22 protein-coding genes are annotated in these 25,453 nt (G+C 67.5%); 13 read left to right on the top strand and 9 right to left on the bottom strand.

Translation table 11 applies throughout. The features are described 5' to 3' along the window. Nucleotides 1-346: 346 nt before the first annotated feature. Together AC13GI_RS09440 and AC13GI_RS09435 are read right to left on the bottom strand one after the other, a co-directional pair. Nucleotides 347-793: a hypothetical protein gene (locus AC13GI_RS09440; protein WP_025875822.1), complete on the bottom strand. Its 447-nt coding sequence runs from the start codon at nucleotides 791-793 to the stop codon at nucleotides 347-349. Between the two features lie 3 nt (nucleotides 794-796). Then, nucleotides 797-1,198, bottom strand: a complete 402-nt coding sequence (locus AC13GI_RS09435) for a hypothetical protein (protein ID WP_229980935.1) — start codon at nucleotides 1,196-1,198, stop codon at nucleotides 797-799. A gap of 254 nt (nucleotides 1,199-1,452) precedes the next feature. Here AC13GI_RS09435 and lepB point away from each other — a divergent pair, with 254 nt between their 5' ends. Both lepB and AC13GI_RS09425 read left to right on the top strand, forming a co-directional pair. After that, the gene (gene lepB / locus AC13GI_RS09430) at nucleotides 1,453-2,079 is read left to right on the top strand and encodes a signal peptidase I (protein WP_482996127.1); all 627 of its coding nucleotides are present in this window, start codon (nucleotides 1,453-1,455) and stop codon (nucleotides 2,077-2,079) included. A 121-nt stretch (nucleotides 2,080-2,200) separates the two neighbouring features. After that, nucleotides 2,201-3,457 (top strand): MFS transporter, encoded by a 1,257-nt coding sequence (locus tag AC13GI_RS09425; RefSeq protein WP_482996126.1) that lies wholly within the window; start codon nucleotides 2,201-2,203, stop codon nucleotides 3,455-3,457. Nucleotides 3,458-3,544: 87 nt separating this feature from the next. Here AC13GI_RS09425 and AC13GI_RS09420 read toward each other — a convergent pair whose 3' ends face one another. Next, on the bottom strand, nucleotides 3,545-4,453 hold the full coding sequence (locus AC13GI_RS09420) for a LysR family transcriptional regulator (RefSeq protein ID WP_482996125.1): 909 nt from the start codon (nucleotides 4,451-4,453) through the stop codon (nucleotides 3,545-3,547). Nucleotides 4,454-4,817: 364 nt separating this feature from the next. Next, nucleotides 4,818-5,786 carry a LysR family transcriptional regulator gene (locus AC13GI_RS09415; protein WP_099819576.1) on the bottom strand — a complete coding sequence of 323 codons (969 nt, stop codon included), beginning with the start codon at nucleotides 5,784-5,786 and terminating at the stop codon, nucleotides 4,818-4,820. A gap of 109 nt (nucleotides 5,787-5,895) precedes the next feature. Between AC13GI_RS09415 and aceB the strand changes: the two genes are divergently transcribed. The 4 genes from aceB to AC13GI_RS09395 all read left to right on the top strand — a co-directional run bounded on the left by aceB (nucleotide 5,896) and on the right by AC13GI_RS09395 (nucleotide 12,826). Then, nucleotides 5,896-7,533 carry a malate synthase A gene (gene aceB, locus AC13GI_RS09410; protein WP_482996124.1) on the top strand — a complete coding sequence of 546 codons (1,638 nt, stop codon included), beginning with the start codon at nucleotides 5,896-5,898 and terminating at the stop codon, nucleotides 7,531-7,533. A 68-nt stretch (nucleotides 7,534-7,601) separates the two neighbouring features. Next, complete coding sequence (gene aceA, locus AC13GI_RS09405; RefSeq protein ID WP_380653474.1) at nucleotides 7,602-8,903, top strand: isocitrate lyase; 1,302 nt, start codon at nucleotides 7,602-7,604, stop codon at nucleotides 8,901-8,903. Between the two features lie 368 nt (nucleotides 8,904-9,271). Beyond that, the gene (locus AC13GI_RS09400) at nucleotides 9,272-10,312 is read left to right on the top strand and encodes a GGDEF domain-containing protein (protein ID WP_482996123.1); all 1,041 of its coding nucleotides are present in this window, start codon (nucleotides 9,272-9,274) and stop codon (nucleotides 10,310-10,312) included. A gap of 15 nt (nucleotides 10,313-10,327) precedes the next feature. Then, nucleotides 10,328-12,826, top strand: a complete 2,499-nt coding sequence (locus AC13GI_RS09395; protein ID WP_482996122.1) for a putative peptide modification system cyclase — start codon at nucleotides 10,328-10,330, stop codon at nucleotides 12,824-12,826. A 7-nt stretch (nucleotides 12,827-12,833) separates the two neighbouring features. Here AC13GI_RS09395 and AC13GI_RS09390 read toward each other — a convergent pair whose 3' ends face one another. Then, the gene (locus AC13GI_RS09390; protein WP_482996121.1) at nucleotides 12,834-13,118 is read right to left on the bottom strand and encodes an NHLP-related RiPP peptide; all 285 of its coding nucleotides are present in this window, start codon (nucleotides 13,116-13,118) and stop codon (nucleotides 12,834-12,836) included. Between AC13GI_RS09390 and AC13GI_RS09385 the strand changes: the two genes are divergently transcribed. Both AC13GI_RS09385 and AC13GI_RS09380 read left to right on the top strand, forming a co-directional pair. Next, nucleotides 13,117-13,242: a hypothetical protein gene (locus AC13GI_RS09385; RefSeq protein WP_482996120.1), complete on the top strand. Its 126-nt coding sequence runs from the start codon at nucleotides 13,117-13,119 to the stop codon at nucleotides 13,240-13,242. The two genes, AC13GI_RS09390 and AC13GI_RS09385, sit on opposite strands and share 2 nt — an antisense overlap. After that, nucleotides 13,239-14,402, top strand: coding sequence for a putative peptide maturation dehydrogenase (locus AC13GI_RS09380; protein ID WP_482996119.1), 1,164 nt, complete (start codon nucleotides 13,239-13,241; stop codon nucleotides 14,400-14,402). The genes AC13GI_RS09385 and AC13GI_RS09380 overlap by 4 nt, the downstream gene beginning before the upstream one ends. 24 nt (nucleotides 14,403-14,426) lie before the next feature. On the opposite strand, the gene AC13GI_RS09375 is transcribed toward AC13GI_RS09380, so the two are convergent. Genes AC13GI_RS09375 through AC13GI_RS09365 form a run of 3 tightly spaced genes read right to left on the bottom strand, consistent with a single transcriptional unit; the run spans nucleotide 14,427 to nucleotide 19,218 of the window. Next, the gene (locus AC13GI_RS09375; protein ID WP_482996118.1) at nucleotides 14,427-16,409 is read right to left on the bottom strand and encodes an acetyl/propionyl/methylcrotonyl-CoA carboxylase subunit alpha; all 1,983 of its coding nucleotides are present in this window, start codon (nucleotides 16,407-16,409) and stop codon (nucleotides 14,427-14,429) included. Nucleotides 16,410-16,435: 26 nt separating this feature from the next. Beyond that, on the bottom strand, nucleotides 16,436-18,046 hold the full coding sequence (locus tag AC13GI_RS09370) for a carboxyl transferase domain-containing protein (protein ID WP_482996117.1): 1,611 nt from the start codon (nucleotides 18,044-18,046) through the stop codon (nucleotides 16,436-16,438). An 8-nt stretch (nucleotides 18,047-18,054) separates the two neighbouring features. After that, entirely contained in the window at nucleotides 18,055-19,218 is a 1,164-nt protein-coding gene (locus AC13GI_RS09365) for an isovaleryl-CoA dehydrogenase (protein WP_099819584.1), read from the bottom strand. Between the two features lie 160 nt (nucleotides 19,219-19,378). Here AC13GI_RS09365 and AC13GI_RS09360 point away from each other — a divergent pair, with 160 nt between their 5' ends. The 3 genes from AC13GI_RS09360 (at nucleotide 19,379) to AC13GI_RS09350 (ending at nucleotide 22,313) form a co-directional block, all read left to right on the top strand. Beyond that, a complete protein-coding gene (locus tag AC13GI_RS09360; protein WP_089241525.1) occupies nucleotides 19,379-19,987 on the top strand; it encodes a TetR/AcrR family transcriptional regulator in 609 nt (202 codons plus the stop codon). Between the two features lie 205 nt (nucleotides 19,988-20,192). Beyond that, nucleotides 20,193-20,711 carry a c-type cytochrome gene (locus AC13GI_RS09355; protein WP_088100772.1) on the top strand — a complete coding sequence of 173 codons (519 nt, stop codon included), beginning with the start codon at nucleotides 20,193-20,195 and terminating at the stop codon, nucleotides 20,709-20,711. Nucleotides 20,712-20,873: 162 nt separating this feature from the next. Further along, the gene (locus AC13GI_RS09350) at nucleotides 20,874-22,313 is read left to right on the top strand and encodes an ExeM/NucH family extracellular endonuclease (protein WP_482996116.1); all 1,440 of its coding nucleotides are present in this window, start codon (nucleotides 20,874-20,876) and stop codon (nucleotides 22,311-22,313) included. Nucleotides 22,314-22,629: 316 nt separating this feature from the next. Here AC13GI_RS09350 and AC13GI_RS09345 read toward each other — a convergent pair whose 3' ends face one another. Then, complete coding sequence (locus AC13GI_RS09345) at nucleotides 22,630-23,487, bottom strand: EamA family transporter (RefSeq protein ID WP_099819586.1); 858 nt, start codon at nucleotides 23,485-23,487, stop codon at nucleotides 22,630-22,632. A gap of 43 nt (nucleotides 23,488-23,530) precedes the next feature. On the opposite strand from AC13GI_RS09345, the gene AC13GI_RS09340 reads away from it, so the two are divergent. Continuing rightward, a complete protein-coding gene (locus AC13GI_RS09340) occupies nucleotides 23,531-24,202 on the top strand; it encodes an alpha/beta hydrolase (protein ID WP_482996115.1) in 672 nt (223 codons plus the stop codon). Continuing rightward, nucleotides 24,199-25,299: a cell division protein ZapE gene (gene zapE / locus AC13GI_RS09335; RefSeq protein WP_482996114.1), complete on the top strand. Its 1,101-nt coding sequence runs from the start codon at nucleotides 24,199-24,201 to the stop codon at nucleotides 25,297-25,299. Before AC13GI_RS09340 ends, zapE begins: the two co-directional genes overlap by 4 nt. The last annotated feature ends 154 nt before the right edge of the window (nucleotides 25,300-25,453 follow it).

Below are 25,453 nucleotides of genomic sequence, written 5' to 3'. Positions count from 1 at the left end.
ATCTGACATCTGCGCAACTCCCAGCTATTGTTGAGGGGCTGGGGTGGTACCGCACCACGTTGGCTTGCCTACATCGGCGGTCCTCAAAGGCCGCTAGATCCTTTATCGACGTTAAGGTGCGGGATGGGGATCGCTCGGCTCGTCTGTCGGCTGCTACCCGCAGATATCATGTTGACGGTCCCTCCACCCTGGCTCCTACATACCTCGTAGGAGCCGGGAGGAACATACAAGCCATGCTCGGCTTTCTTCTGTAGAGCCGAGCCCACGCTCGGCTGATGTTTTCTGGAAAGGCAGCCGGGCATGGGCTCGGCTCTACAAAGGCGGAAAAGCGAGTTACCGAAGCGCATCACGTCCCTACATGCACCCGGTTCGCCTGCTCGGCCAGCCCCAGATGATCCAGCGCGATATCCAGCGCCAGCACATAGCTCTGCGCCCCATACCCGGCTGCGATCCCCAATCGCTGACCCACGCCAGCCGGCAGGCACGGCTCGGCCACCGCGCCGTCGTCATGCACTTCCACGTACGCGTTGTGCAGGTACGGCAGCAGCCGCTGCAGGCGCAGGCTGTCGGCACATGCGCCCGGATCGAGCAGCGTCACCTCGCCACGGCTGTGGTCGGCCACGCGCAGCGCGTCCAGCAGTTCCTGTTCCGAACCGCAGGCGCGGATCGCCACGCTGGTGCCCGCATCGATCGCACGGTGCACCAGAGATTTCAGAACCGGCGCCGGCAGCGGCGCGGCAGTACGGATCAACGCACCAGCCGCTTCCGGGCCACGGATGATGAAGATCGACATGGCTCAGCCCTCCCGTGCCAGGCGGCGGCCGACGATGGCCAACGACAGCGGATAACCCGCCTGCTGGCTGCGCTGGTCGACCACCACGGCGGCCGGGCCATGCTGCAGGCGCAGGCGCGCTTCCAGACCGGGCTGATGGGGAGACTGCAGTTCGATGTACTCCGCCGGCAGACCGTCCAGCGCCGCCTGCAGCGCACCGCCCTCGGCACACCATTGCGCCTCGTCGGCCACGCCGACATCAAGCAGCACCCAGTCCGCGCTGCGCGCCTGCGGCTGGCACAGGCACTGGCGCACATCGGCCAGGCTGGCGCAGTCGGTGCACAGCACCGGATGGCCGGACAACTCGGCCGGCAGCAGCGGACGCGGCACCGACGGCGACGCATGCCGGATCACCAGGAGGGTCATACAACACCTTGCGCAAAGCGCCCTGCGGCGCGGTAGGCACACGATGCGCGTGGTGGCCGTAAAGGTGCGATGCCCGATGACGGGCAGTGGCGTAAAACCTGCGTAACCCCTCCTGTAGCGCCGAGCCCATGCTCGGCTTGCTCGACGCTACGGAACGGCAGCCGAGCACGGGCTCGGCTCTACAGGATGCGGGCGCGGGAACCTCTTCGGCCCGGCTGTGGTCTGATGCAACTACCACCCACCCGGAGCCTGTCATGGATGCTATTGCCCGCCCTCCCTTTTCCGAACGCGCGCTTGCCTGGCTGAAGAAGGAGGCGCTGCCCCTGCTGGTGATGCTGGGCCTGCTCGCCGCCGCCCGCGACACCCTTGCCAACCACTACGTCGTGCCCAGCGGCTCGATGCAGCCGACGCTGCAACCGGGCGACCGGGTGGTGGTGGACATGCGCGCTTATGGCCTGCGCCTGCCGTTCACCAGCAAGGAGCTGCTGGGTACCGGCACGCCGCAGCGTGGTGAGGTGGCCGTGTTCGATTCACCGGCCGACGGCACCCGCCTGATCAAGCGCGTCGCCGCCGTGGCTGGCGATCACGTGCAGCTGCACGATGGCCACCTGAGCATCAACGGCCAGCCGCTGCAGATCGCTGACCTGACCGACACCGAAGCCTTCGGTGAGCGCCGCGCCAGCCTCGACCTGGACAGGGGCGGTGGCCCGGACATCGCGGATCTGCACGTGCCCGCCGGCAAGGTGCTGGTGCTGGGCGACCATCGCGGCAACAGCTTCGATGGCCGCTTCTTCGGCTTCGTCGATGCGGACAAGATCTACGGCCGTGCGGTGGCGGTCTATTACCGCCGTGGTGACGGCTTCGAATGGCAGCGGCTGTAAGCTGAATCGATATGCCTGGAGTATCAATCCTGACCTATCAGGTTATGGATCGACTGGATGGACGGGCCTAGTCTGAGGCCCATCCCCTCCATTCCGGCCGCCCCCACGGCCCACCGCCCCCATGACTGGCGAAACTCCGGCGGCCCTCGCCGACCGTCCCCGCACTGACTACGCTGCCGCCGACACCCGCATCCAGCAGGGAACGCCGGCCTTCCGCCGCACCGCGCTGGCGCTGTTCCTGGCCGGCTTTTCGACCTTCGGCCTGCTGTATACGGTGCAGCCACTGTTGCCCGAGTTCAGCCGCCACTTCGGCGTGTCCGCTGCGGGCAGCGCGATGTCGCTGTCGCTGACCACCGGCACCCTGGCCGTGGCCATGCTGCTGGCCGGCCTGCTGTCCGATGTGGTGGGCCGGCGCCCGCTGATGATCGTTGCGCTGCTGGCCTCGGCCACGTTGTCGCTGTGCACGGCACTGGTAGATGACTGGTCCACCCTGCTGGTGCTGCGCACCCTGCTGGGGCTGGCGCTGAGCGGCGTACCGGCGGTGGCGATGACCTACCTGGTCGAGGAAATGGACAGCCGCGCGCTGGGCCTGGCGATGGGCCTGTACATCGGCGGCAACGCCATCGGCGGCATGAGCGGGCGCCTGCTGGCCGGCATCATCGCCGACCACTGGGGCTGGCGCTGGGGCATCGGCGTGGTCTCGATCATCGCCGTGGCCAGCACCGTGCTGCTGTGGCTGCAGCTGCCGCCGTCGCGCCACTTCCAGGCCAGCCGCAGTGGCCTGCGCCAGTTGCCCGCGCGCTGGCGCACGCTGTTCGCCGACCCTGGCCTGCCGTGGTTGTTCGCCACCTCGTTCGTGCTGATGGGCGTGTTCGTCACCCTCTACAACTACCTCGGCTACCACCTGCTGGCGCCGCCGTACCAGCTCAGCCAGACGGTGGTCGGGTTGATCTTCAGCGTGTACCTGGTCGGCACCTTCAGTTCGGCGTGGATGGGCCAGCAGGCGACGCGCTACGGGCGCGGTCGCATCCTGTCGATCTCCTTCGGCCTGATCGCCGCCGGCATCGTGCTGCTGGCGATGCCGTGGCTGTCGGCGATGGCCGTGGGCATCGCGCTGGTGACGTTCGGTTTCTTCGGTGGCCATTCGGTGGCCAGCAGCTGGGTCGGCAGCCGCGCCGGTTCGATGCGAGCGGAAGCGTCGGCGCTGTACCTGTTCGCCTATTACCTGGGCTCGAGTGTGCTGGGCGGCGTGGGCGGCCTGGCCTACGCCGCGTGGGACTGGCTGGGCGTGTGCGCGTTCGCCGCGCTGCTGACCGTGATTGGCGGAGGCATCGTGTGGGCACTGCAGCAGCGCGCCCCGCAGCCGGTGACGGCCTGACGTTCGCCGGGCATGGCCCGGCGCTACCCGATCAGGGTGGAAGACGGTAGCGCCGGGCCATGCCCGGCGAGCGCGCAGCGCGGCGCATCATCCCGCGACGAACGCCCCACGCAGCAGCCCGGCGAAATTGCGGATCAACGGCGTCACACCCTCGCGGCGCCACGCCAGCTGCACTTCCGAATGCGCGCCGGCATCGGCCAGCGGCACGAAGCGCGCACCCTCCACCCGGATGTGGTCGCACGACGAAGGCAGGATCGCCGCACCCAGTCCCGCAGCAGCCAGGCTGATCAGCGTCGACGCCTCACCGGCTTCCTGCACGATGCGCGGCGTGAAGCCAGCCGCCGCACACAGCGCGATCATGTGGTCATGGATGCCCGCCCCGGCGCTGCGGCGGAACGCCACGAACGGTTCCTGCGCCAGATCGCGCAACGCCAGGGTGCCGCCTTTCGACAGGCGGCGCAGGGCAGGGTGGTCGGCATGCACGATCAACGCCAGTGGATCGACGAACAGGCTGTGCGCCACCAGCTCGGCCGGCAACGTGCGCTTGCGGATGATGCCTACGTCCAGCGAACCATCTAGCAGCGCATCGATCTGCTGCAGGGTATTCATCTCGCTCAGCTGCAGGCGCACCTGCGGATACTGCTGTCGATACTGCAGGATCGAACGTGGAATCTGCGGCGACAACGGCGTGGCCCGGGTCAGGCCGATACGCAGCTCACCCTGCTCGCCACGCTGCGCGCGCTGCACTTCATCCACCGCCGATTCCACCTGCTGCACGATGCCGCGCGCACGTTCCTGCAGCAGTTCCCCCGCAGCCGTCAGCTGCACACGTCGATGGCTGCGCACGAACAACCGCGCACCGATCAGTTCCTCCAGCTGCCGGATCTGCTGGCTGAGCGGCGGCTGTGACATCCCCAACCGCTCGGCCGCCTGGCCGAAGTGCAGGGTATCGGCGACGGCGAGGAAGTAGCGCAGATGGCGGAGTTCGATGGACATGCGCCCAGTCTATGCATCGCCAGCCACAAATGGGCCCAGATCATTCGTACGTCATCCACGCATGGCGTGGATCTACCGTGTCGACCAAGGTCGACACCTACCCACAGCAGCACAGAACGAGGCAGGGGTCAGAGCCCGTTGCGCAGCAACGGGATCCGACCCCCGACAGATCGCGGGAATCTGTCAGAGGCGGGGCGGTGTGGGTGGGCAGGACCGTTGGCGCCATGGATGGCGCCATCGAGCCCCCATGGACGGGTTTACGGCGTGTCCTGCCCACCCACACCGACCCGCCATCCACGGAATGCAGGCTGTTGCCGTTGCCGTTGCTTCGGCAGGTGCAGGGCGCAGCCCTGCCGGCAAACCCTCACCGCTCCGAATGTCCGCTCTGGTCGTAGTCGCGCGGACTGAACAACTCCGGCTGGATCAGCTCGACAAACGCCCGCGCCTGCGCCGACAGCGCCTTGCCGCGGCGCACGATCACCCCGTAACTGCGCTCGGGGAACCAACGCTTCATCGAGCGTGCGGCCAACCGCTCGTGGTCAGCATCGTTCAGGCACAGCGCCGGCACGATGGAAATGCCCATCCCCATCGCCACGTATTGCTTGATCACTTCCCAGCCACCCACTTCCAGCGCGACGGTGTAGGCGATGCGGTGGCGCTGGAACACCTGGTCGACCAGCCGGTAAGTGATCTGCCGCTTCGGCGGCAGCACCAGCGGGTAACGGGCGATGTCGGCCAGTTCCAGCTCACCACCGCTGGCCAGTGGATGGTCATGCGGGGCAATCAGCACCTGTTCGAAACGGTAGGCCGGGGCGTAGCTGAGGTCGGCCGGCACATCGGTCATCGAGCCGATCGCCAGATCGGCCGCATCCTCGCGCAGCAGGTCGGTGCCGTCGGCGCTGATGGCGTTGTGCAGGGTCAGGCGCACATCGGGGTAATGCTGGCGGAAGCGCTCGACGATCTTCGGCAGCAGGTACAGGATGGTCGAGCTGTTGGCGGCGATGTTCAGCTCGCCCGCGTCCAGCCCGCGCACCTTGTCGCGGAAGCGCGCTTCCAGGCCGTCCAGGCTTTCCACCAGCGGCTGCGCCATTTCATACAGCAGCTGGCCCTCGCGGCTGGGCACCAGGCGCCGGCCGCTACGCTCGAACAGCGGCACCCCCAACTCACGCTCCAGCGCCTGCAACTGCAGGCTGATGGCCGGTTGACTGACAAACAGCGCCTCAGCCGCCCGTGAGACCGAGCCCAGACGCACGGTCTGACAGAACGCGCGCAGCGGCTTCAGACGATCGGATTTGTAGGAAAAACGGGGACTTGGCGAGGTGCGCGTGGTCATGGTGTCACAAGTATTAGCACAAGTTATGTAAAGCATTGCAAAAACTGTTTTGCCAAATACGGGGCTGCGGCCGCACGGTGGAGTCGTTCCCCCACGCTGGAGTCCTCCCATGTCCGCCGTCGCTTCCGCTGTTCCCTCCACCGCTGCCAAGGCCACGCCGGGCATCGCCCTGGCGACCCAGGTGGCGGGCCAGGCCACCGTGCTGCCGGCGCCGTTGCTGGCCCTGCTGGTGTCCCTGCACCGGGCGGTGGAACCCGGCCGGCAGGCGCGGCTGCAGGCCCGCCGCGAGCGCCAGGCGTTCTTCGACCAGGGCGGCCTGCCGGACTTCCGCCAGGACACCGCCAATATCCGTGCCGGTGACTGGAGCGTGGCGCCGCTGCCGGCCGCGCTGCAGGACCGCCGCGTCGAGATCACCGGGCCGACCGACCCGAAGATGGTCATCAACGCGCTGAACTCCGGCGCCAAGGTGTTCATGGCCGACTTCGAGGATTCGACCTCGCCGACCTGGCGCAACCTGCTGGCTGGCCAGCAGTCGTTGGCTGCCGCAGTGCGCGGCGACCTGCAGTACACCGCACCGGCATCCAACGGCAAGGCGGGCAAGCATTACGCGCTGCGCCCCTACGACGAGCAGGCGGTGCTGATCGTGCGTCCGCGCGGCTGGCACCTGGACGAAAAGCATGTGCGCGTCGATGGCCAGTTCCTCGCCGGTGGCCTGTTCGATGCGGCGGTGTTCGCCTTCCACAATGCGCGCGCGCTGCAGTCCAGGGATCGTGGCCCGTACTTCTACCTGCCCAAGCTGCAGAGCATGGAAGAGGCGGCGCTGTGGGAGACCGCGCTGTCGCACATCGAAGGCATGCTCGGCCTGCCGCACGGGCAGATCAAGGTGACCGTGCTGATCGAAACGCTGCCGGCGGTGTTCGAGATGGACGAGATCCTGCACGCCCTGCGCGATCGCATCGTCGGCCTCAACTGCGGACGCTGGGATTACATCTTCTCGTACCTGAAGACCTTCCGCCGCCACGCTGACCGCGTGCTGCCCGAGCGCGGCCAGGTGACCATGACCCAGCCGTTCCTGAAGGCGTATTCGGAACTGCTGATCCAGACCTGCCATCGCCGCGGCGCACATGCGATGGGTGGCATGGCCGCGCAGATTCCGATCAACAACGATGCGGCCGCCAACGAGCAGGCGATGGCGCGGGTGCGTGCCGACAAGCTGCGCGAAGTGAGCGCCGGCCACGATGGCACGTGGGTCGCGCACCCGGCGCTGATTCCGGTGGCGATGGCGATCTTCGACGAACACATGCCCACGCCCAACCAGCACCACGTGCTGCGCCAGGATGTGCGCGTGGGCCGCGATGAACTGATCGCGCGTCCGCCGGGCACGATCACCCGCGCCGGCTTCGAAGGCAATGTCGAAGTCTGCGTGCGCTACCTGGCCGCGTGGCTGGACGGCAACGGCTGCGTGCCGATCCACCACCTGATGGAGGACGCAGCGACCGCCGAGATCAGCCGCAGCCAGCTGTGGCAGTGGCTGCACACGCCGGGCCAGCAGCTGGACGACGGCACCGCGATTGATCTGGCACTGCTTGATACCACCCTGGCGCAGCTGCCCGCGCGCCTTGGCGATACCTCGGCGCTGCCCGGTGGCGGCCGCATCGAAGAAGCCATCGCCCTGCTGGCCGAGCTGAGCCGCAGCAATGAACTGACCGACTTCCTGACCCTGCCGGCGTACGCGCGCATCGACTGATCGCTGCATGCCGCTTCCCCGCCGTTTCCTTCCCCGCTGCATCCGCACGAACCGAACTGGAGATAGACATGAGCACGCTGCCCACTGCCGAACAGATCCAGCACGACTGGGACACCAATCCGCGCTGGGAAGGCATCCAGCGCAACTACAGCGCCGCCGACGTGGTGCGCTTGCGTGGCACTGTCCATATCGAGCATTCGCTGGCCCGGCTGGGTGCGGAAAAGCTGTGGAAGTCGCTGCATGAGCGCGACTTCGTCAATGCGCTCGGCGCGCTGACCGGCAACCAGGCCATGCAGCAGGTGAAGGCCGGGCTGAAGGCGATCTACCTGTCCGGTTGGCAGGTGGCGGCCGATGCCAACCTGGCCGGGCAGATGTACCCGGACCAGTCGCTGTATCCGGCCGATTCGGTGCCGGCAGTGGTCAAGCGCATCAACAACACGCTGCTGCGCGCCGACCAGCTGCACCATGCCGAAGGCAAGGATGACATCGACTTCCTGCAGCCGATCGTGGCCGACGCCGAGGCTGGATTCGGTGGCGTGCTCAATGCCTTCGAACTGATGAAGGCGATGATCGAAGCCGGTGCGGCCGGCGTGCACTTCGAAGACCAGCTGGCTTCGGTGAAGAAGTGCGGGCACATGGGCGGCAAGGTGCTGGTGCCGACCCGCGAGGCGATCGAGAAGCTCAACGCCGCGCGACTGGCCGCCGACGTGCTGGGTGTGCCGACCCTGCTGGTGGCGCGTACCGATGCCGAAGCGGCCGATCTGCTGACCAGCGACATCGATGCGAACGATACCCCGTTCGCCACCGGTGAGCGCACCGTGGAAGGCTTCTACAAGACCCGCAATGGCCTGGACCAGGCCATCAGCCGCGGCTTGGCGTATGCGCCGTATGCCGATCTGGTGTGGTGCGAGACCGGCAAGCCGGACCTGGAATTCGCGCGGAAATTCGCCGAGGCGATCCATGCGAAGTTCCCGGGCAAGCTGCTGGCCTACAACTGCTCGCCCAGCTTCAACTGGAAGAAGAACCTGGACGACGCCACCATCGCCAGGTTCCAGAAGGAGCTGGGCAGCTACGGCTACAAGTTCCAGTTCATCACCCTGGCCGGTTTCCACGCGCTGAACTACGGCATGTTCAACCTGGCCCACGGCTATGCACGCCGGCAGATGAGCGCCTTCGTGGAACTGCAGGAAGCCGAGTTCGAAGCGGCCGAGCGTGGCTTCACCGCAGTCAAGCACCAGCGCGAGGTCGGCACCGGCTACTTCGATGCGGTGACCCAGGCCATCCAGCAGGGGCAGTCCTCGACCACCGCGCTGACCGGCTCGACCGAGGAAGAGCAGTTCCACGGCGGGCGCAGCGAACGCGCCGCGTGACCCGGTAGTGCCGGCCGCTGGCCGGCAACCACACGATGCTCCGGGCGCTGCGTGGCAGCCGGCCAGCGGCCGGCTCTACCGGGGCTGCGGATCTGATCAGGGTGGCCAGGGAAGGGCCAGACGACGCCGGCAGATCGGGGGATCTGCCGGCGTCGTTGTATCTGCCGCCGCTGCGACAATCGGCGTCGTGGCCACGCCAAGGCATTGATAAGGCTTGCTTTCCTTCCGCCGCCACCAGGCGTGAATGGGACATTTCCCCGTAGACGATGCGGAGCGCTGCGTCTTCACAAAAATGAGAAGCGGCGCACAGTTTGATTCACTGATATGCTCCGCGGCTCACCAGGGGACGCTGGCGGCGGGTGCAGGGAATGACCGGCAGGGGTGCGGCCGAGAACATCGACACGACAACCGGTATCGCCAAGGTGGCGATGGCCGAGATCGTGCACGCGCTGCTCTCCGAAGAAGAGGTTGCCCTGTTCGCCCGGTTCGCCCAGCCCAGCAGGCTGCAGGCGGGCCAGTGGCTGTTCCATCGCGGCCATCGCGGCGAGTGCATGTACATCATCCTCGAAGGCCTGATCGAGCTGGATTTCGGCGAGGACCTGGTGCTGAAGACGCTTGGCCGGCATGAGTTCTTCGGTGAGCTCGGCCTGTTGATGGGCGACCATCCGCGCAGCGCCAGCGCGCGGGTGATGGCCGACTGTCACGTGCTGGAACTGGGGCCGGCGGACTTCCATCGCCTGGTCGAGTCCGACCCGGGCCTGGTGGCCTACTTCCTGCGGCGCACGATCCTGCGTGTGCTGACCAACGAGCAGGCCCTGATCAGCCAGCTGCGGCGGCGCAACCATGACCTGGAAGCGGCGCTGGACAACCTGTACATCACCACCCACCAGCTCACCCATACCCGCGAACTGGTGCGCACCGACGAACTGACCGGCCTGCACAACCGCCGCGGCCTGGCCCTTTACCTGCAGGAATGCCGCACGCAGGAAGAAGGGCCCCCACAGGCCCTGCTGCTGATCGACTGTGACCGCTTCAAGCAGATCAACGACCGCCACGGCCACCAGGCCGGCGATCGGGTGCTGCAGAGCATGGGCAACATCCTGCGCTCGATGGCCGGCGAGAACGACCTGGCCTGTCGCCTGGGCGGCGACGAGTTCTGCCTGATCCTGCGCCGGGCCAACGTCGAGATCGTGCAGCACGCCGCCGAGTTCATCCTCAGCGCGGTGCACGGCCTGCTCGAACGCAGCCATGGCACCCCGCACGTCAGCCTGGCCAGCATCGGTGCCAGCCTGCTGGCCCCTGACGCGGACTGGAGCGAGTGGTACGCTCGCGCCGATCGTGCGCTGTACCAAGCCAAGCGCGCAGGCGGCAACTGCCTGCGGTGGACCGATGGTCCGGATGGACACTGAGCGGAGATCCAGGCGATGAATGGCGACAACGGAACGTCGGCCCCGCATAACGCCCAGCTGCGGGCGCTGCTGTTCACCGACCTGTGCGATTCGCTGCAGCTGGTGGAGCGTATCGGCGATGTCGCCGCCGCCGAATTCTTCCAGCAGCATGACCGTCTGGTCCTGGGGCTGCAGCAGCAGTGGAACGGCCAGCTGATCGATCGCTCCGATGGCTTGTTCGTTCTGTTCGAACGTCCCATCGATGGCATCGGTTTCGCCATTTCCTACCAGAACGCGGTCGACGCGATGGGCCACGAGCGCGGCATCGTGCTGCGCGCGCGCGCCGGCCTGCACGTGGGTGACGTGCTGTTGTGGGACAACAGTGCCGAGGCCGTTGCCCACGGCGCAAAGGCGGTGGAGGTCGAGGGTCTGGCCAAGCCGATGGCCGCGCGTCTGATGCAACTGGCGTGGCCTGGGCAGGTGCTGCTGTCCTCAGCAGCCGAACAGATGGCCCGGCGGGCCGACAGCGAGTTGCCTTGGGCGGCGGACGAACTGCGTTGGAAGGACCATGGGCTTTGGCGCTTCAAGGGCATTGGCGAGCGCCAGCATGTGTTCGAAGTCGGCATCCGTGGCCGCGCGCCGCTGCGCCGGCCGCGTTCGGGCGACAAGGCCTGGCGGGATCTGCCGCTGTGGCGTCGCCCGGCTGCGCTGTTCACCGAGGCGACGCTGGCGGTGGCGCTGGCCGTGGTGATGTGGACGCTGCTGCGGCCGGCGCCGGCAATCGCGTTCGCCGAGCGCGACTGGGTGATCCTGGCGGCGGTGAGCAACAGCACGGCCTATCCGCAGCTGGATTCCAGCCTGGAACAGGCGCTCTACATCAGCCTGGGGCAGTCGCGCTTCGTCAACATCCTCAGTGAACTGAAGGTGCGTGACACCCTGCAGTTGATGCAGCGCCCGGCCAATGCACGGCTGGACCGCGCCCTGGCGATCGAGGTTGCGCTGCGCGATGGCGCGCGTGCGGTACTGATGCCCACCGTGCTCGAGCTCAACGGCAAGGTACGGGTGGGCGTGGAGGTGGTGGACCCACGCACTGGGCAGACGGTGTACACGCATTTCGCCGATGGCAACGGCCTGGATTCGATCCTGGCCTCCACCGATACCGTGGTGAAGGCACTGCGCAGCGACCTGGGTGAGGCGCTGCACGATGTCAGCCGCGAGCAGAAACCCCTGCCCACGGTGGCCACAGCCAATCTTGATGCGCTGCATGCCTATGCCAAGGGCAGCGATGCGCTGGCGCAGGAGCGTTTCGATGAAGCGCTGCTGTTCTTCCAGCAGGCGACCCGCCTGGATCCACAGTTCACCTTTGCCTACATCGGGCAGATGCGGCTGCAGTACGCCATGGGCAACGTGTCGGCCGCCGGAGAACTGTACCGTCAGGCGGTGTCGGGGCGCACGCGGTTGAGTGCGCGCGACCAGCTGTATCTGGATGCCTGGGGTGCGGACTTCAGTGGTGCCTCCCCGCAGCGCAGTGCGGAAAAGTGGCGGATGCTGACCCAGCTGTATCCGGACGATCCGGCCGGCTGGATGAATCACGCAATGGCCCTGTTTGCCTATGGCGACTATGACGGCGCGTTGGCCGACATGATGCCGCTGTTGGAACGCCATCAGACACATCGCGCGCTGGTCCTGTCCTTCGTTGGCCGCACCCAGCTTGCGCGTGGCGAGGTCAAGGCCGCCGTCGCTGCGTTCAAGGAAGCAGGCGCGTTGCCGAACTGGCACGGCGACATGCTGGAGGCGGTCGCGCTGCTGCTGGATGGCGAGGTACAGAAGGCGCACGAGCGCAGTGAAGCCATTACCTCTCGCGGGCTCGGCGCGCGCATGGAGTACGGCGGACTTCTCGCCCTGCAAGGTCGGGTCAACGATGCGGCCGCTGAGATGACGCAGGCCGTCGAGCAGTGCGCGAGTGTGCCGGAGCTGTGCGACATCCTGGCTCTGCAGTCACTGGCATGGACTGCACAGGCCGGCGGCAGCGGTTCCCGAGTGCAATACGCACGGTTGCTGGACCGTACCCTGGCGGCAGTCGATGAGGGAGTCGGTGCCGCACCGCGTCATCGGGCTTTCATTGCGCTGTCCGTGGCCTACCACCTGCAGCGCGCCGGCCTGGACGCCGAGCTGCGCTCCCGCCGGCCTGCACTGCAGGCGTTGGTTGAACGCAGCACCGACCCGCGGCTGCAGGAATTGTGGCTGCTGCTTCGCGCGCGTGGCGAACTGGACGCCGGCAATGCAGAGGCCGCTTCGGCACTGTTGAAGCCGCTGGCCAACGGCACGCTGTACCAGTGGCATGTACTGCAGCTGGATATCGATCGCGCGCTCGGCCGCGATCAGGCCGTGCAGCGCCGGGAGCGCTGGTTGCGCCAGCGCACGGGCATGGCCTTCGCCGAAGACGCCGGTGCCCTCGTCCTGCTTCCATTGAATGTGGCCGATGCGCGGCGGCTGGCCGATGCGACCAGCCCGCAGCAGGCAGGAGCACCCTGAGGGCGGATCAGTCCTGCAGTCCCTTCAGTCCGCTTTCGAACATGAAGGGCACCTTGAACGGTCCCGTCACGGTCAGGCGCTCGCTCAACAGCGCCGCCGCCCGGGCAAATTCCTCCTTGCCGCCCAGCGAGTCCAGCGGCATGTTGCAGGCGGCAACGCTGTCAGCGTCTGCGCCCAGGGTAATCAGGGCCTTTGCCGGGTCGGCGGCGAACGCGCTGCGGAAGGCATCGTCGCTGGAAAGGTGCTTGAGCAGGGTCTGGACCACTTCGGGGGAGAGAGGAGCACGGGACATGGTTAACTACCGGCAGGGAGGGGAAAAAAACAGTATCGGCTGGACGCAGCGGGAATTGATGGTGCGTGTCGGCCACCACGCTATCATCGCCGGCCACCCACGCTTCCGGATGCGCATCGAATGAACTTCCGTCGCTGCAGGACGATGGTCGTCGAACCGGTGGAGCGGGCGCATTTCGACCTGGATGCGCTGCTTGCCGGCGGCAGTGGCGTTGGCTTCGAACAATCCCTGCAGGTACGCGCCGCACATCTGCCGGCGCCATGCACGGTCGACGCGGTCAGCTGCCTGTGGCTGCTCCAGTGCAGCGCGGAGCAGTGGCAGCCACTACCGGCAGAGCCGCAGGCACGGCAGCGTGTGCTGGCGCTGCTGGAGCAGGGGCTGCTGGTCAGCGACGATCCGGCGCATGCCGGGGCAGCAGCGGTCGAACAGCAGGTCCGTGACAGCCAATGGTGGCCGCTATCGGCGCTGCACTACCAGCACTCGCGGTGGGATGGCGTGGACAGTGTCGGCGACATGGAGCGCAGCCAGCTGATGACCGCGCAGGACCTGGTGCGCAGCTTCGGCCCGCCGCCCGCCGAAGCGCCCGCCCGTCGGTCCGATGCGCGGCCCTTGCCGCGCTGCGATGACGACCCGATGCAGGCGCAGCTGCAGGCGCGTGCGACCTGCCGCAATTTCGACGATGCGCGCGCTGTGCCGTTGCCGATGCTGGCCCGGCTGCTGCAGCAGGTGCTGATGGCGCAGGCGCACGTGGAAACCGAACCGGGGGTGCGTTTCCTGAAGAAGAACATTCCGTCGGCCGGCAGCCTGCATCCATTGGAAGCGTATGTGGTGGCGCGCAACGTGGAAGGGCTGCCACCGGGCCTCTACCACTACCATGCCACCGCACACGAACTGGGCCCGATAGCGGTACCGCCCGGCGACCTGGACAGCTTCTGCCAACGCCTGCTGGCGGGTCAGCACTGGTTCGCCAACGCGCCGGTGCAGCTGATCCTGGTATGCCGCTTCGAGCGCATGTTCTGGAAGTACCGCGGCCATGCCAAGGCCTATCGCGCGCTCACTCTGGATGCTGGCCACGTATCGCAGGCGATCTACAGCGCGGCAACCGCGCAGGGGCTGGGCGCATTCGTCACCGCAGCGATCAATGAGGCCGAGGCCGAGCGGGCGCTTGGCCTGCAGCCGATGGCCGAGGGCGTATTGGCGGTCTGTGGCGTTGGCTGGCGTGCAGCGGAGCGGGTGACGGCCGAACTGGACCCGCTTGGCCAGGTGTGGCCGGTCACGCGTTGATCGACAACGCGTGACCGGACGGCATCACGCCGCTTCGAAATCCACCAGCACCGCGCCATCACCCACCTGGTCACCGGCCTTGGCGCGATAACCCTTCACCGTGCCATCGGCCGGTGCCTGCAGGGTGTGCTCCATCTTCATCGCTTCCAGCACCACCAGCGGCGTGCCGCGCTTCACCTGCGTGCCTGCCGCCACCAGCGTTGCCACGATCCTGCCGGGCATCGGTGCCAGCAGGCTGCCGGCGTCGGCGCTGGCCTGTTCCGATTCGCCCACCGGGTCGTGCAGGGTGAAGCGGTGCTGACCATCGTCGCCGAACAGGTACAGCTGGTCGCCGTCGCGCTGCAGCTGCAACCGCCAGCGACGCGCGTCCAGCTGCACCGACAGGGTGTGGCCATCGGCACGGCCGACAACCTGCTTCGGCGCGGCGTCATCGCACTGCACGCGCCAGCCATCGGCCGTGGCCCACACCTTCAGCGTGTGCGCCCGCTCTCCCTGCTGCAGCGGCACCACCCGCGCGGCAGGCGCGCCCAGCCGCCAGCCATCCTGTGCCTGCCACGGCGAATGTGGGTCGCGCGCGTCGGCGGCAGCGGCCGGTGTGCTCACTACGGCGGCGATCGCTGCCAGTTCCCACAGCGCCTGCTCACCGTCACCGGTCGCCGCCAGTGCGGCCTGCTCACGCTCGATCAGTGCGGTATCCAGCTTGGCGTTGGCGAACGAATCGGTGTGCAGCAGGCGGCGCAGGAAGCCGGCATTGGTGGTCACGCCCACCACCTGGCAGTCGGCCAGGGCCTGGCTCATGCGCCGCAGCGCGGCGTCGCGGTCCACGTCCCAGACGATCAGCTTGGCAATCATCGGGTCGTAGTACGGGGTGATGCTGTCGCCTTCCTCCACACCCGTGTCCACCCGCACGTTCGCCGACGGGGTCGGCAGGCGCAGGCGGCGCAGGGTGCCGGTGGACGGCAGGAAGCCACGGTCGGCATCTTCGGCGTACAAGCGCGCTTCGAGCGCATGGCCGTGGATGGTCAGTTCGTCCTGGCGCTTGGGCAGCGGCTGGCCGGCTGCAACGCGCAGCTGCCATTCCACCAGGTCGGTACCGGTGATGAACTCGGTGACCGGATGTTCGACCTGCAGGCGGGTGTTCATTTCCATGAAGTAGAAATCGCCGTCCGGGCCGGCGATGAACTCCACCGTGCCCGCACCGACGTAGCCCACCGCGCGCGCGGCATCGACGGCGGCCTTGCCCATCGCTGCGCGGCGGTCGGCGCTCATGCCCGGGGCCGGTGCTTCTTCCAGCACCTTCTGGTGGCGGCGCTGCACCGAGCAGTCGCGCTCGAACAGATACACCGCCTCGCCATGGCCACCGCCGAATACCTGGATCTCGATATGGCGCGGGCGCTCGACATACTTCTCGACCAGCACGTGGTCGTTGCCGAACGCTGAGGCTGCCTCGCGCTGGCAGCTGGCCAGCGCATCGACGAAGTCCTCGCTGCGCTCGACCTTGCGCATGCCCTTGCCGCCGCCGCCGGCGCTGGCCTTGATCAGCACCGGGTAGCCGATGCCATCGGCCTGGGTGCGCAGGAACTCAGGCGCCTGCTGGTCGCCGTGGTAGCCCGGCGTCAGCGGCACGCCAGCTTTGGCCATCAAGGCCTTGGCCGCGCTCTTGTCGCCCATCGCGCGGATCGCACTGGCGGGCGGGCCGATGAAGGTGATTCCCGCCGCGACGCAGGCATCGGCGAAGTCGGCGTTCTCGGACAGGAAGCCGTAGCCGGGATGGATGGCCTGCGCGCCGGTGCGGCGTGCGGCATCGAGGATGGCATCGCTGCGCAGGTAGCTCTCGCGCGCAGCGGCCGGGCCGATGTGGATGGCCTCGTCGGCCAGGCGCACATGGCGTGCATTGCGGTCCGCATCGGAATACACCGCCACGGTGGCGATGCCGAGGCGGCGGCAGGTGGCGATGACGCGGCAGGCGATTTCGCCACGGTTGGCGATCAGGACTTTGCTGAACATGGCAACAGACTCGGTCATGGCACAGGTCACATGCGGAACACGCCGAAGCGCGTCTGCTGCGGGGGAGCGTTGAGGCTGGCCGACAGGGCCAGGGCCAGTACCAAGCGGGTATCGACCGGATCGATCACACCGTCGTCCCACAGCCGCGCACTGGCGTAGTACGGGTGGCCCTGCTGTTCGAACTGGTCGCGAATCGGTGCCTTGAACGCGTCCTCTTCCTCGCCCGGCCACTGCCCGCCCTTGGCTTCGATGCCATCACGCTTGACCGTGGCCAGCACGCTGGCCGCCTGTTCGCCGCCCATCACGCCGATGCGTGCGTTCGGCCACATCCACAGGAAGTTGGGCGAGTACGCGCGGCCGCACATGCCGTAGTTGCCGGCACCGAACGAGCCGCCGATCACCACGGTGAACTTGGGTACCTTGGCGCAGGCCACCGCCATCACCAGCTTGGCCCCGTCCTTGGCGATGCCGCCCTGCTCGTACTTGCGGCCCACCATGAAGCCGGTGATGTTCTGCAGGAACACCAGCGGGATGTTGCGCTGGGTGCACAGCTCGATGAAGTGCGCGCCCTTCAGTGCGGACTCGGAGAACAGGATGCCGTTGTTGGCGATGATGCCGATCGGGTAGCCATGCAGATGGGCGAAGCCGGTGACCAGCGTTGCGCCATAGCGCGGCTTGAACTCCTCGAAGCGCGAGCCGTCGACCAGCCGCGCGATCACTTCGCGCACGTCGTACGGCTTGCGCGTATCGGCCGGGATCACCCCGTACAGTTCGTGCGCCGGCAGCAGTGGTTCTTCCACCGGCTGCAGCGCCATTGCTGCTTCGGGCTTGCGCCAGTTGAGCTGGGCGATGATCGCGCGTACCCGTGCCAGTGCCTGCAGGTCGTTGTCGGCCATGTGGTCGGCCACGCCGGAAATACGCGTGTGCACGTCGGCACCGCCCAGTTCTTCGGCCGTCACCACTTCGCCGGTGGCCGCCTTCACCAGCGGCGGGCCGCCGAGGAAGATCGTGCCCTGCTCGCGCACGATCACCGTCTCGTCGCTCATCGCCGGCACATAGGCGCCACCGGCGGTGCAGCTGCCCATCACGCAGGCGATCTGCGGAATGCCCTGCGCGGAGAGGTTGGCTTGGTTGTAGAAGATGCGACCGAAATGGTCGCGGTCGGGGAACACCTCATCCTGCAGCGGCAGGAAGGCGCCGCCGGAATCGACCAGGTAGATGCATGGCAGGTGGTTCTGCTCGGCGATCTCCTGCGCGCGCAGATGCTTCTTCACCGTCACCGGGTAATAGGTGCCGCCCTTGACGGTGGCATCGTTGGCCACGATCACGCACTCCACGCCACTCACGCGGCCGATGCCGGCAACCACGCCAGCAGCGGGCACGGCATCGTCGTACATGCCGTGCGCGGCCAGCGGCGCGATTTCCAGGAACGCACTGCCCGGGTCGAGCAGGGCATCAATGCGGTCGCGCACCAGCAGCTTGCCGCGTGCGGTGTGCTTGGCGCGCGCCGCTTCGCTGCCGCCCAGGGCGGTACGGGCGAGGGTGGCGTGCAGGTCGTCGACTACGGCCTGCATCGCCGCGCGGTTGCTTTCAAACGTATCGCTGCCCGGTTGCAGCTGGCTGCCTAGGATGCTCATGGGGTGCCTTACAGGGTGCGCTGGAACAGTTCGCGGCCGATCAGCATGCGGCGGATCTCCGAGGTGCCGGCGCCGATTTCATACAGCTTGGCGTCGCGCCACAAACGGCCGGTCGGGTATTCGTTGATGTAGCCGTTGCCGCCGAGGATCTGGATCGCCTGGCCGGTCAGCCAGGTCGCCTTCTCGGCGGCGTACAGGATCGCGCCGGCCGCATCCTGGCGGGTGGTACGGCCCTGGTCGCAGGCGCGCGCCACCGCATACACATAGGCGCGGCAGGCGCCCAGGCCAACGTACATGTCGGCGATCTTGGCCTGGATCAGCTGGAAGCTGCCGATCGGCTCACCGAACTGGTGGCGTTCGTGCACATACGGCATCACCACGTCCATCGCTGCAGCCATCAGGCCCAGCGGGCCGCCGGACAGCACCACGCGCTCGTAGTCCAGGCCGGACATCAGCACGCGTACACCGCCGCCGACCGTACCCAGCACGTTCTCTTCGGGAATCTCGCAGTCCTGGAACACCAGTTCGCAGGTGGGCGAGGAGCGCATGCCCAGCTTGTCCAGCTTCTGCGCGGTGGAGAAACCCTTCATGCCCTTCTCGACCAGGAAGGCGGTGATGCCCTTGGCACCGGCCTCGACATCGGTCTTGGCGTAGACCACCAGCACGTCGGCGTCGGGGCCGTTGGTGATCCACATCTTGTTGCCGTTGAGCACGTAGCGGTCACCGCGCTTGTCCGCGCGCAGCTTCATCGACACAACGTCCGAACCCGCGCCGGGTTCGCTCATCGCCAGCGCACCGATCTTGGCGCCGCTGCACAGGTCCGGCAGGAAACGCTGCTTCTGCGCCTCGGTGCCGTTCTTGCGCAGCTGGTTCACGCACAGGTTCGAATGCGCACCGTAGGACAGGCCGATGCCACCGGAAGCACGCGAGACTTCTTCCATCGCCACCACGTGGGCCAGGTAGCCCATGCCGGTGCCTCCGTATTCTTCTTCCACGGTCAGGCCCAGCAGGCCCTGCTCGCCCAGCTTGGGCCATAGTGCCAACGGGAACTGGTTGGTCGCATCGGTCTCGGCCGCGAGCGGCGCGATCTCGGCAGCGGCAAAATGGGCCACGCTCTGGCGCAGCAGGTCGATATCTTCGCCGAGGTCGAAGTTCAGGGATGGCACGTGCATTGCGATGGCTCCACGAGGGAAGGTGGGGAATGGACGCACCCGGAAGGGGGAAGCGGGCAGCTGTTCACAGCAGCAGCCCGCGCGGGCGATTGGACCCCAGCGTAGCGGGGTTCGGGTAAGAAGTGAATACAAATTCAAAAATTGAAACTAGACTCAGACCATGGCCTATAAACGCTCAGCATTGATGGAAGAACGCCTGGCCGGGGCCCGTGAACGGATCCTGCTGGCCACCCGCGAACTGGTCGCTACCGGCGGCTGGCGCAACGCGCCGGTAACGGCCGTGGCAACCCAGGCCGGGGTCTCCACCGGCTTGATCTACCGCCACTTCCCGTCCAAGGCCGAGCTGTTCGTGGAAGTGCTCAACGCCGCCGTGGCCCACGAGGTGGCGATCATGGAGCGCATCGCCAGTGCGCCGGAGCCGGCCAGCGTGCGCCTGCGCCAGGCCATCACCGCCTTTGTCCGCCGTGCCCTTGCCGGTCCGGGCCTGGCCCACGCCTTCATCGTCGAGCCGGTGGACCCGGACGTGGAAGCCGAGCGCATGCGCGGCCGCCGAGCCTTCGGCGACGTGTTCCTGCGCCTGGTGGAAGAGGGTGTGGCAGCCGGTGAACTGCCGGCGCAGGACGCGCACGCTGCCGCCGCCTGCCTGGTGGGTGCCTTCACCGAAGCGATGGTCGGCCCGACCGCGCCCAGCCGCGAAGCGCATCGCGACGAGGACGCACTGGTCGAGGCCATCTGCAGTTTCTGCCTGCGGGCTGTTGGCGCAGGGTGATGCCGCTGTTGCGGGTGCCGGGCGGCTTCTGCCGCGCTGCGCGCTCGCCGGGCATGGCCCGGCGCTACCCGCATGCGGCCACGGCCGCATGCTGCGCCGCACCAGCCCTGACGCCTGTTGTCGTGCGCGGCGTGCGTTCTATACTCGGCCCATCACGCAGTCGCTCAGCCGTGGTCCAACGACTATCAGCCAGGGGTAACGAAGAGTGCGGAATTACGATCTGGAGTTCCTGAAACGCTTCTCCATGGTGATCGCGCTGTTGATGGCCATCACCCTCGGTCTGATCCTCCTGGCCGCGTTCATCCACACCCGGATTCCGCCCGAGGTGTCGCCTACCGCCGCCAAACGCACCGAACAGCGCATTTCGCCCACTGGGGCGGTATATGCCGGCAGCACCGGCGCGGCCGCGCAGGCTGCGGCGCATGCCGCCGCGCTGGCCAAGGCCGCCTCGCAGGTGGCCTACGGCGGTACCAAGGACGGCAAGGTGATCTTCGACAACCTGTGCACCGCCTGCCATACCACCGGCGTGGGCATGGCGCCGACGCTGGATCACTCGCACTGGGACAAGCGCCTGGCGCAGGGCAAGGACACTCTCTACAAGCACGCCATCGAGGGCTACACCGGCCCCGACGGCGGCATCATGCCGCCCAAGGGCGGCAACCCGGCGCTCACCGAAGAGCAGATCCACGCCACCGTGGACTGGATGCTGGGCAATCTGAAATAGCGCGCGGCCGCATCCACGCATGACGTGGATCTACTACGGATACGCGTGCCCGCTCAGGTGGCCGGCACTCCCTTTGCCCACCAAGGCCGAAACCCCGCTGCGCAGGCGGGGTTTCGCATTTCAGGGTTAGTCTGTGCGCCTCTTCCGTGGAGTCGTCTGTCGATGCGTCGCCGTTCCCTCGCCCTTGCCCTGTCCCTGCTGCTGCCGGCATCCGCTTTCGCCCAGGCCCAGCCGCAGGTTGCGCCGACCCCGGCGCCCGCGCCGCGCAGCCCGGCTACCGTCACCCTGGCCGCCCCGCCGGCCGACTGGCGTGCACTGGAGGGCCAGCACGTGCGCATCGCCGCGCCGCTCACCCTGGCCGGCACCGATGGCCTGGAACGCTTCGGCCAGCTCACCGTCGCCTTCGATGGCCGCCTCTGGCAGCCGACCGAAGTGGCCGTGCCCGGCAGTGCCGGTATCGAACAGGTGATGGCCGACAACCAACGCCGCCGCCTGCTGCTGGACGATGGCAGCGATGCACGTGACCCGGCAAGCGTCGCCTACCTGCCCGGCAACCCGGTGCTGCGTACCGGCATGCAGCTGCGCAACGTGGAAGGCACCGTGCGCGTCGATGCGCAGGGCCGCCCCAGCCTGCAGGTCGACGGCACATTGAAGCTGCCGGAACTGCAGCGGCCGGCCGTGCCGAGCGTGCCCGGCAGCCTGCATATCGCCGCCTTCAACCTGGAGAACTTCTTCAATGGTGACGGCCAGGGCGGTGGATTCCCGACCCTGCGCGGTGCGCGCACGCTGGACGAGCACAAGGCGCAGGTCGGCAAGCTGGTCGCCACCGTCAACGCGCTGGGCGCTGGTATTGCCGCGCTGATGGAACTGGAGAACGACGGCTACGGCCCGCAGTCGGCTATCGCCGAACTGGTAAACGCACTCAACGCCGGTCTCGCGGCCGACAAGCAGTGGGCGTTCGTCGATGCCGGGCAGGGCCCCGGCAGCAATCCGATCCGCGTCGGCATCATCTACCGCAGGAGCGAGTTCAAGCCGCTCGGCACGCCGCTGACCAAGCTCGACGGCCCCTTCGTCGAGCACAGCCGTGCACCGCTGGCACAGGCCTTCCAGGGCAAGGGCGCACCATTCATGGTGGTCGCCAACCACTTCAAGTCCAAGGGCTGCCGCGATGCCAGTGGTGCCGACGCCGACCGCAATGACGGGCAGGGCTGCTGGAACGCCACGCGTGTGGAATCGGCCAGGCAGCTCAACACCTGGGTGCAGGCCGAAGCCGCGCGCCTGAAGGTGAAGGACGTGGTGCTGATGGGCGACTTCAACGCCTACGCCATGGAAGACCCGATCCGCACCCTGCATGACCTGGGCTGGCAGGATGCCTTCAAGGTAGCCAAGGTCGAACAGCCCTACAGCTACGTCTACAACGGCTATACCGGTCGCCTCGATCACGCGCTGCTCAGCCCGACGATGGCCAAGCGCCTGCGTGGTGCCGCCGAGTGGCACAGCAACGCCGACGAGCAGGACGCCAGCGGCTACCAGGGCCGCAACGTGCAGGGCCCATGGCGCAGCTCCGACCACGACCCACTGCTGCTGGGCTTCGACAGATAACCCGGCGCCGGGAATCTGCCTGGGTGGGTGCGGACCTTGGCCCGCACTGACCCTGCTGTTGCTTTTGATCTTCCCGTCCGCCTTCAAGCGAGCCGAGCATCGCAGGGGAATCAGGGGCGAAGAGGCGCCGATGTCTGAGCGCAGCGAGTTCGGCGCCGTCCCCTGATTCCCCGAGAAGCGCAGGGTATCGGTGCACAGCACCGGCTCGTGGTCGGCGGAGCGTTTCTTTGGTTACTTTCTTTGCGCGCAAAGAAAGTGACACCTCTCCGCGGTTGCGGAAACGATTCGCCGGGGATGGCCCGGCGCTACCGATGGCTTACCCCCAGGCGATCAACCCGATCGCCAGCACTGCCAGCGCCAGGCCGGCACGATTCCAGCGCGTGGTCGCCTCGCCGAAGGCGAACACGCCCACCAGCGCACCCAGCACCACCACGCCGATGTTCATGCCGGCGAACACGGTGGCCGGACTGTCCGGCATCGACTGGTGCGCATGCACGTAGAACAGGATGTTGCCGCCGTTGAGCAGGCCCAGCAGCGCGCCGGCACCGAGGTTGCGCCAGGCCAGGCGGCTGCGCCCACTGAAATGCCGCCGCAGCTGCAGCGCCAGCATCAGCACGAAGGCCACGCTGAAACTGGCCAGCACCGCCGCCATCGACGGCGTGCCCGACAGCGCCACCTGCTTCAGCAGCACATCCACCACCGCAAAGCCGACCCACACGCCCAGCAACCAGCCCCAGCCACCGGCGGAAGCGGCCACTGCAGGGCCGCGTGGACGCAGGCTGATGGCCACCATCGCCAGCAGGCCCAGGCCCAGCCCGGCCAGCTTCCACGGCGTGGCGGTCTGGCCGAAGAACAGGAATGCCGCTGCCAGCGACAGCAGCAGCGACAACCGCTGCGCCACATCACTGCGGACGATGCCGGCCACCGCTACCGCGCGGCCCAGCACCAGGAAGATCGAGGGCAGCACCACCGCCAGCGCCAGCAGTGACACCCACGGTGCATGCGGTGCGCGCAAGGCATCCAGCGGCGGCTGCAGCACCACCGCCGTCATCGTCGCGGCGACCAGATAGTTCCAGGTCACCATCTGCGCAACATCCAGCTGGCGGCGTCCGGCCACCTTCAACAACACCGAAACCAGCACACTGCAGATCACGGCCAGGGACAGGTAGAGCATGGGGCGGGCACAGGGCAGCGGCGGGGGACGCTATCATGGTGCCATGCACAAGCCCTCGTTCCCCGTCGCCCCCGGCGAAACCGCCTGCATCTCACTGGAAGGCCCGGTTGGCCCGCTGGAAGTGCTCGTCGACCTGCCCAAGGCCGATGTGCCGGTGCAGCCGATCGTGGCCGTCATCTGCCATCCGCTGTCCACCGAAGGCGGCACCCTGCACAACAAGGTGGTCACCATGACCGCCACCACCCTGCGCGAGCTGGGCATCGCCACGGTGCGCTTCAACTTCCGCAGCGTCGGTGGTTCTGCCGGAGAATTCGACCACGGCGTGGGTGAGCAGGAAGACCTGAAGGCCGTTACCGCCTGGGTCCGCCAGCAGCGTCCCGACGACCGCCTGTGGCTGGCGGGCTTCAGCTTTGGCGCGTTCGTTTCGCTGAAGGCCGCTGCCGAACTGCAGCCCGAAGCGCTGATCTCGATCGCGCCGCCGGCGGGCCGTTGGGACTTCGGCGGCATCACGCCGCCGGCGCGTTGGCTGGTGATCCAGGGCGAGCAGGATGAAATCGTCGACCCGCAGGCCGTCTACCAGTGGCTGGACACCCTCGATGCGCCGCATGAGCTGGTGCGCATGCCGGACACCAGCCACTTCTTCCACCGCAAGCTGATCGACCTGCGCGGCGCGCTCACCCACGGCGTCAAGCATTGGCTGGGCGCGGCGGCATGAGCGAGGTGGAACTGACCCCGACGCAGCGCTATGCGGCCGGGGTGGAACGCGGCGATTGGCAGAACGACCCGGCCCAGCATGCGGCCCTGGCCGAGCTGGACCGGATCCACCTGGCCCTGGTGGACAGCGCCGAGGACGGCTGGCTGGACCGCCTGTCCTCGTTCTGGAAGAAACCCGAGCCGGTCAAGGGCCTGTACTTCTGGGGCGGCGTCGGCCGCGGCAAGACCTTCCTGGTCGACCTGTTCTACGACGGCCTGCCGATCAAGCAGAAGTACCGCACCCACTTCCATCGCTTCATGCGCAGCGTCCACGAGCGCCTGCGCGAGCACCAGGGCCAGAGCGACCCGCTGGCGAAGATCGCCCAGGAATGGCGCAGCAACCTGCGCGTGCTGGTGCTGGATGAATTCTTCGTCACCGACATCGGCGATGCCATGCTGCTGGCGCGCCTGCTGGAGCGGATGTTCGCCGAGGGCGTGACCCTGGTCACCACCTCCAACACGGCGGTGGAAAATCTGTACCTCAACGGCCTGCAGCGCGAGAGCTTCCTGCCGGCCATCGGCCTGCTGCAGCGCTACTGCGTGGAGCTGTACGCCGAGGGCACCGAGGACTACCGCATGCGCGCGCTGACCCGTTCGCCGGTGTACCGCGCGCCGCTGGTCGCCGACAGCGACGCCTGGCTGGCCACGCGCTGGGGCGAACTGAGTGGTGGCCAACCGGCCAAGGCGGGCAACATCGAGATCGAGAGCCGCAAGATCCCGGTGCGCGCGCGTGGCAAGAGCATTGCCTGGTTCGACTTCGCCGCCCTCTGTGAAGGCCCGCGTGGGCCGTCGGATTACATCGAGATCGCGCACGAGTTCAACACCGTGCTGCTGGGCGGCATTCCGGCCTTCGACCGCCTGAACGAGGATGCCGCGCGCCGCTTCGTCAACCTGATCGACGAGCTGTACGACCGCCACGTCAATCTGGTCTGCACCGCCAGCACCTCGCCGGTAGAGCTGTACACCGGTACACGCCTGCAGGGCGCGTTCGAGCGCACGGCCTCGCGCCTGATCGAAATGCAGAGCGCCGAGTACCTGGGCACCCCGCACCGGGCGTGAGGGGTAGTGCCGGCCGCGGGCCGGCATCCGCTCGATGCATCCAGGCCCATGGGCTGCCGGCCAGCGGCCGGCACTACCCGGTGTCGCCCGTCCACCGGCTGCCCACTGGCTGCCCACCACCTATCCACAGAGTTGTCCCTCGCCTGCATGGCCC

The organism is Stenotrophomonas sp. 82F1 (genome assembly GCF_056861525.1).
This window is presented reverse-complemented; position numbering and strand designations above follow the sequence as displayed.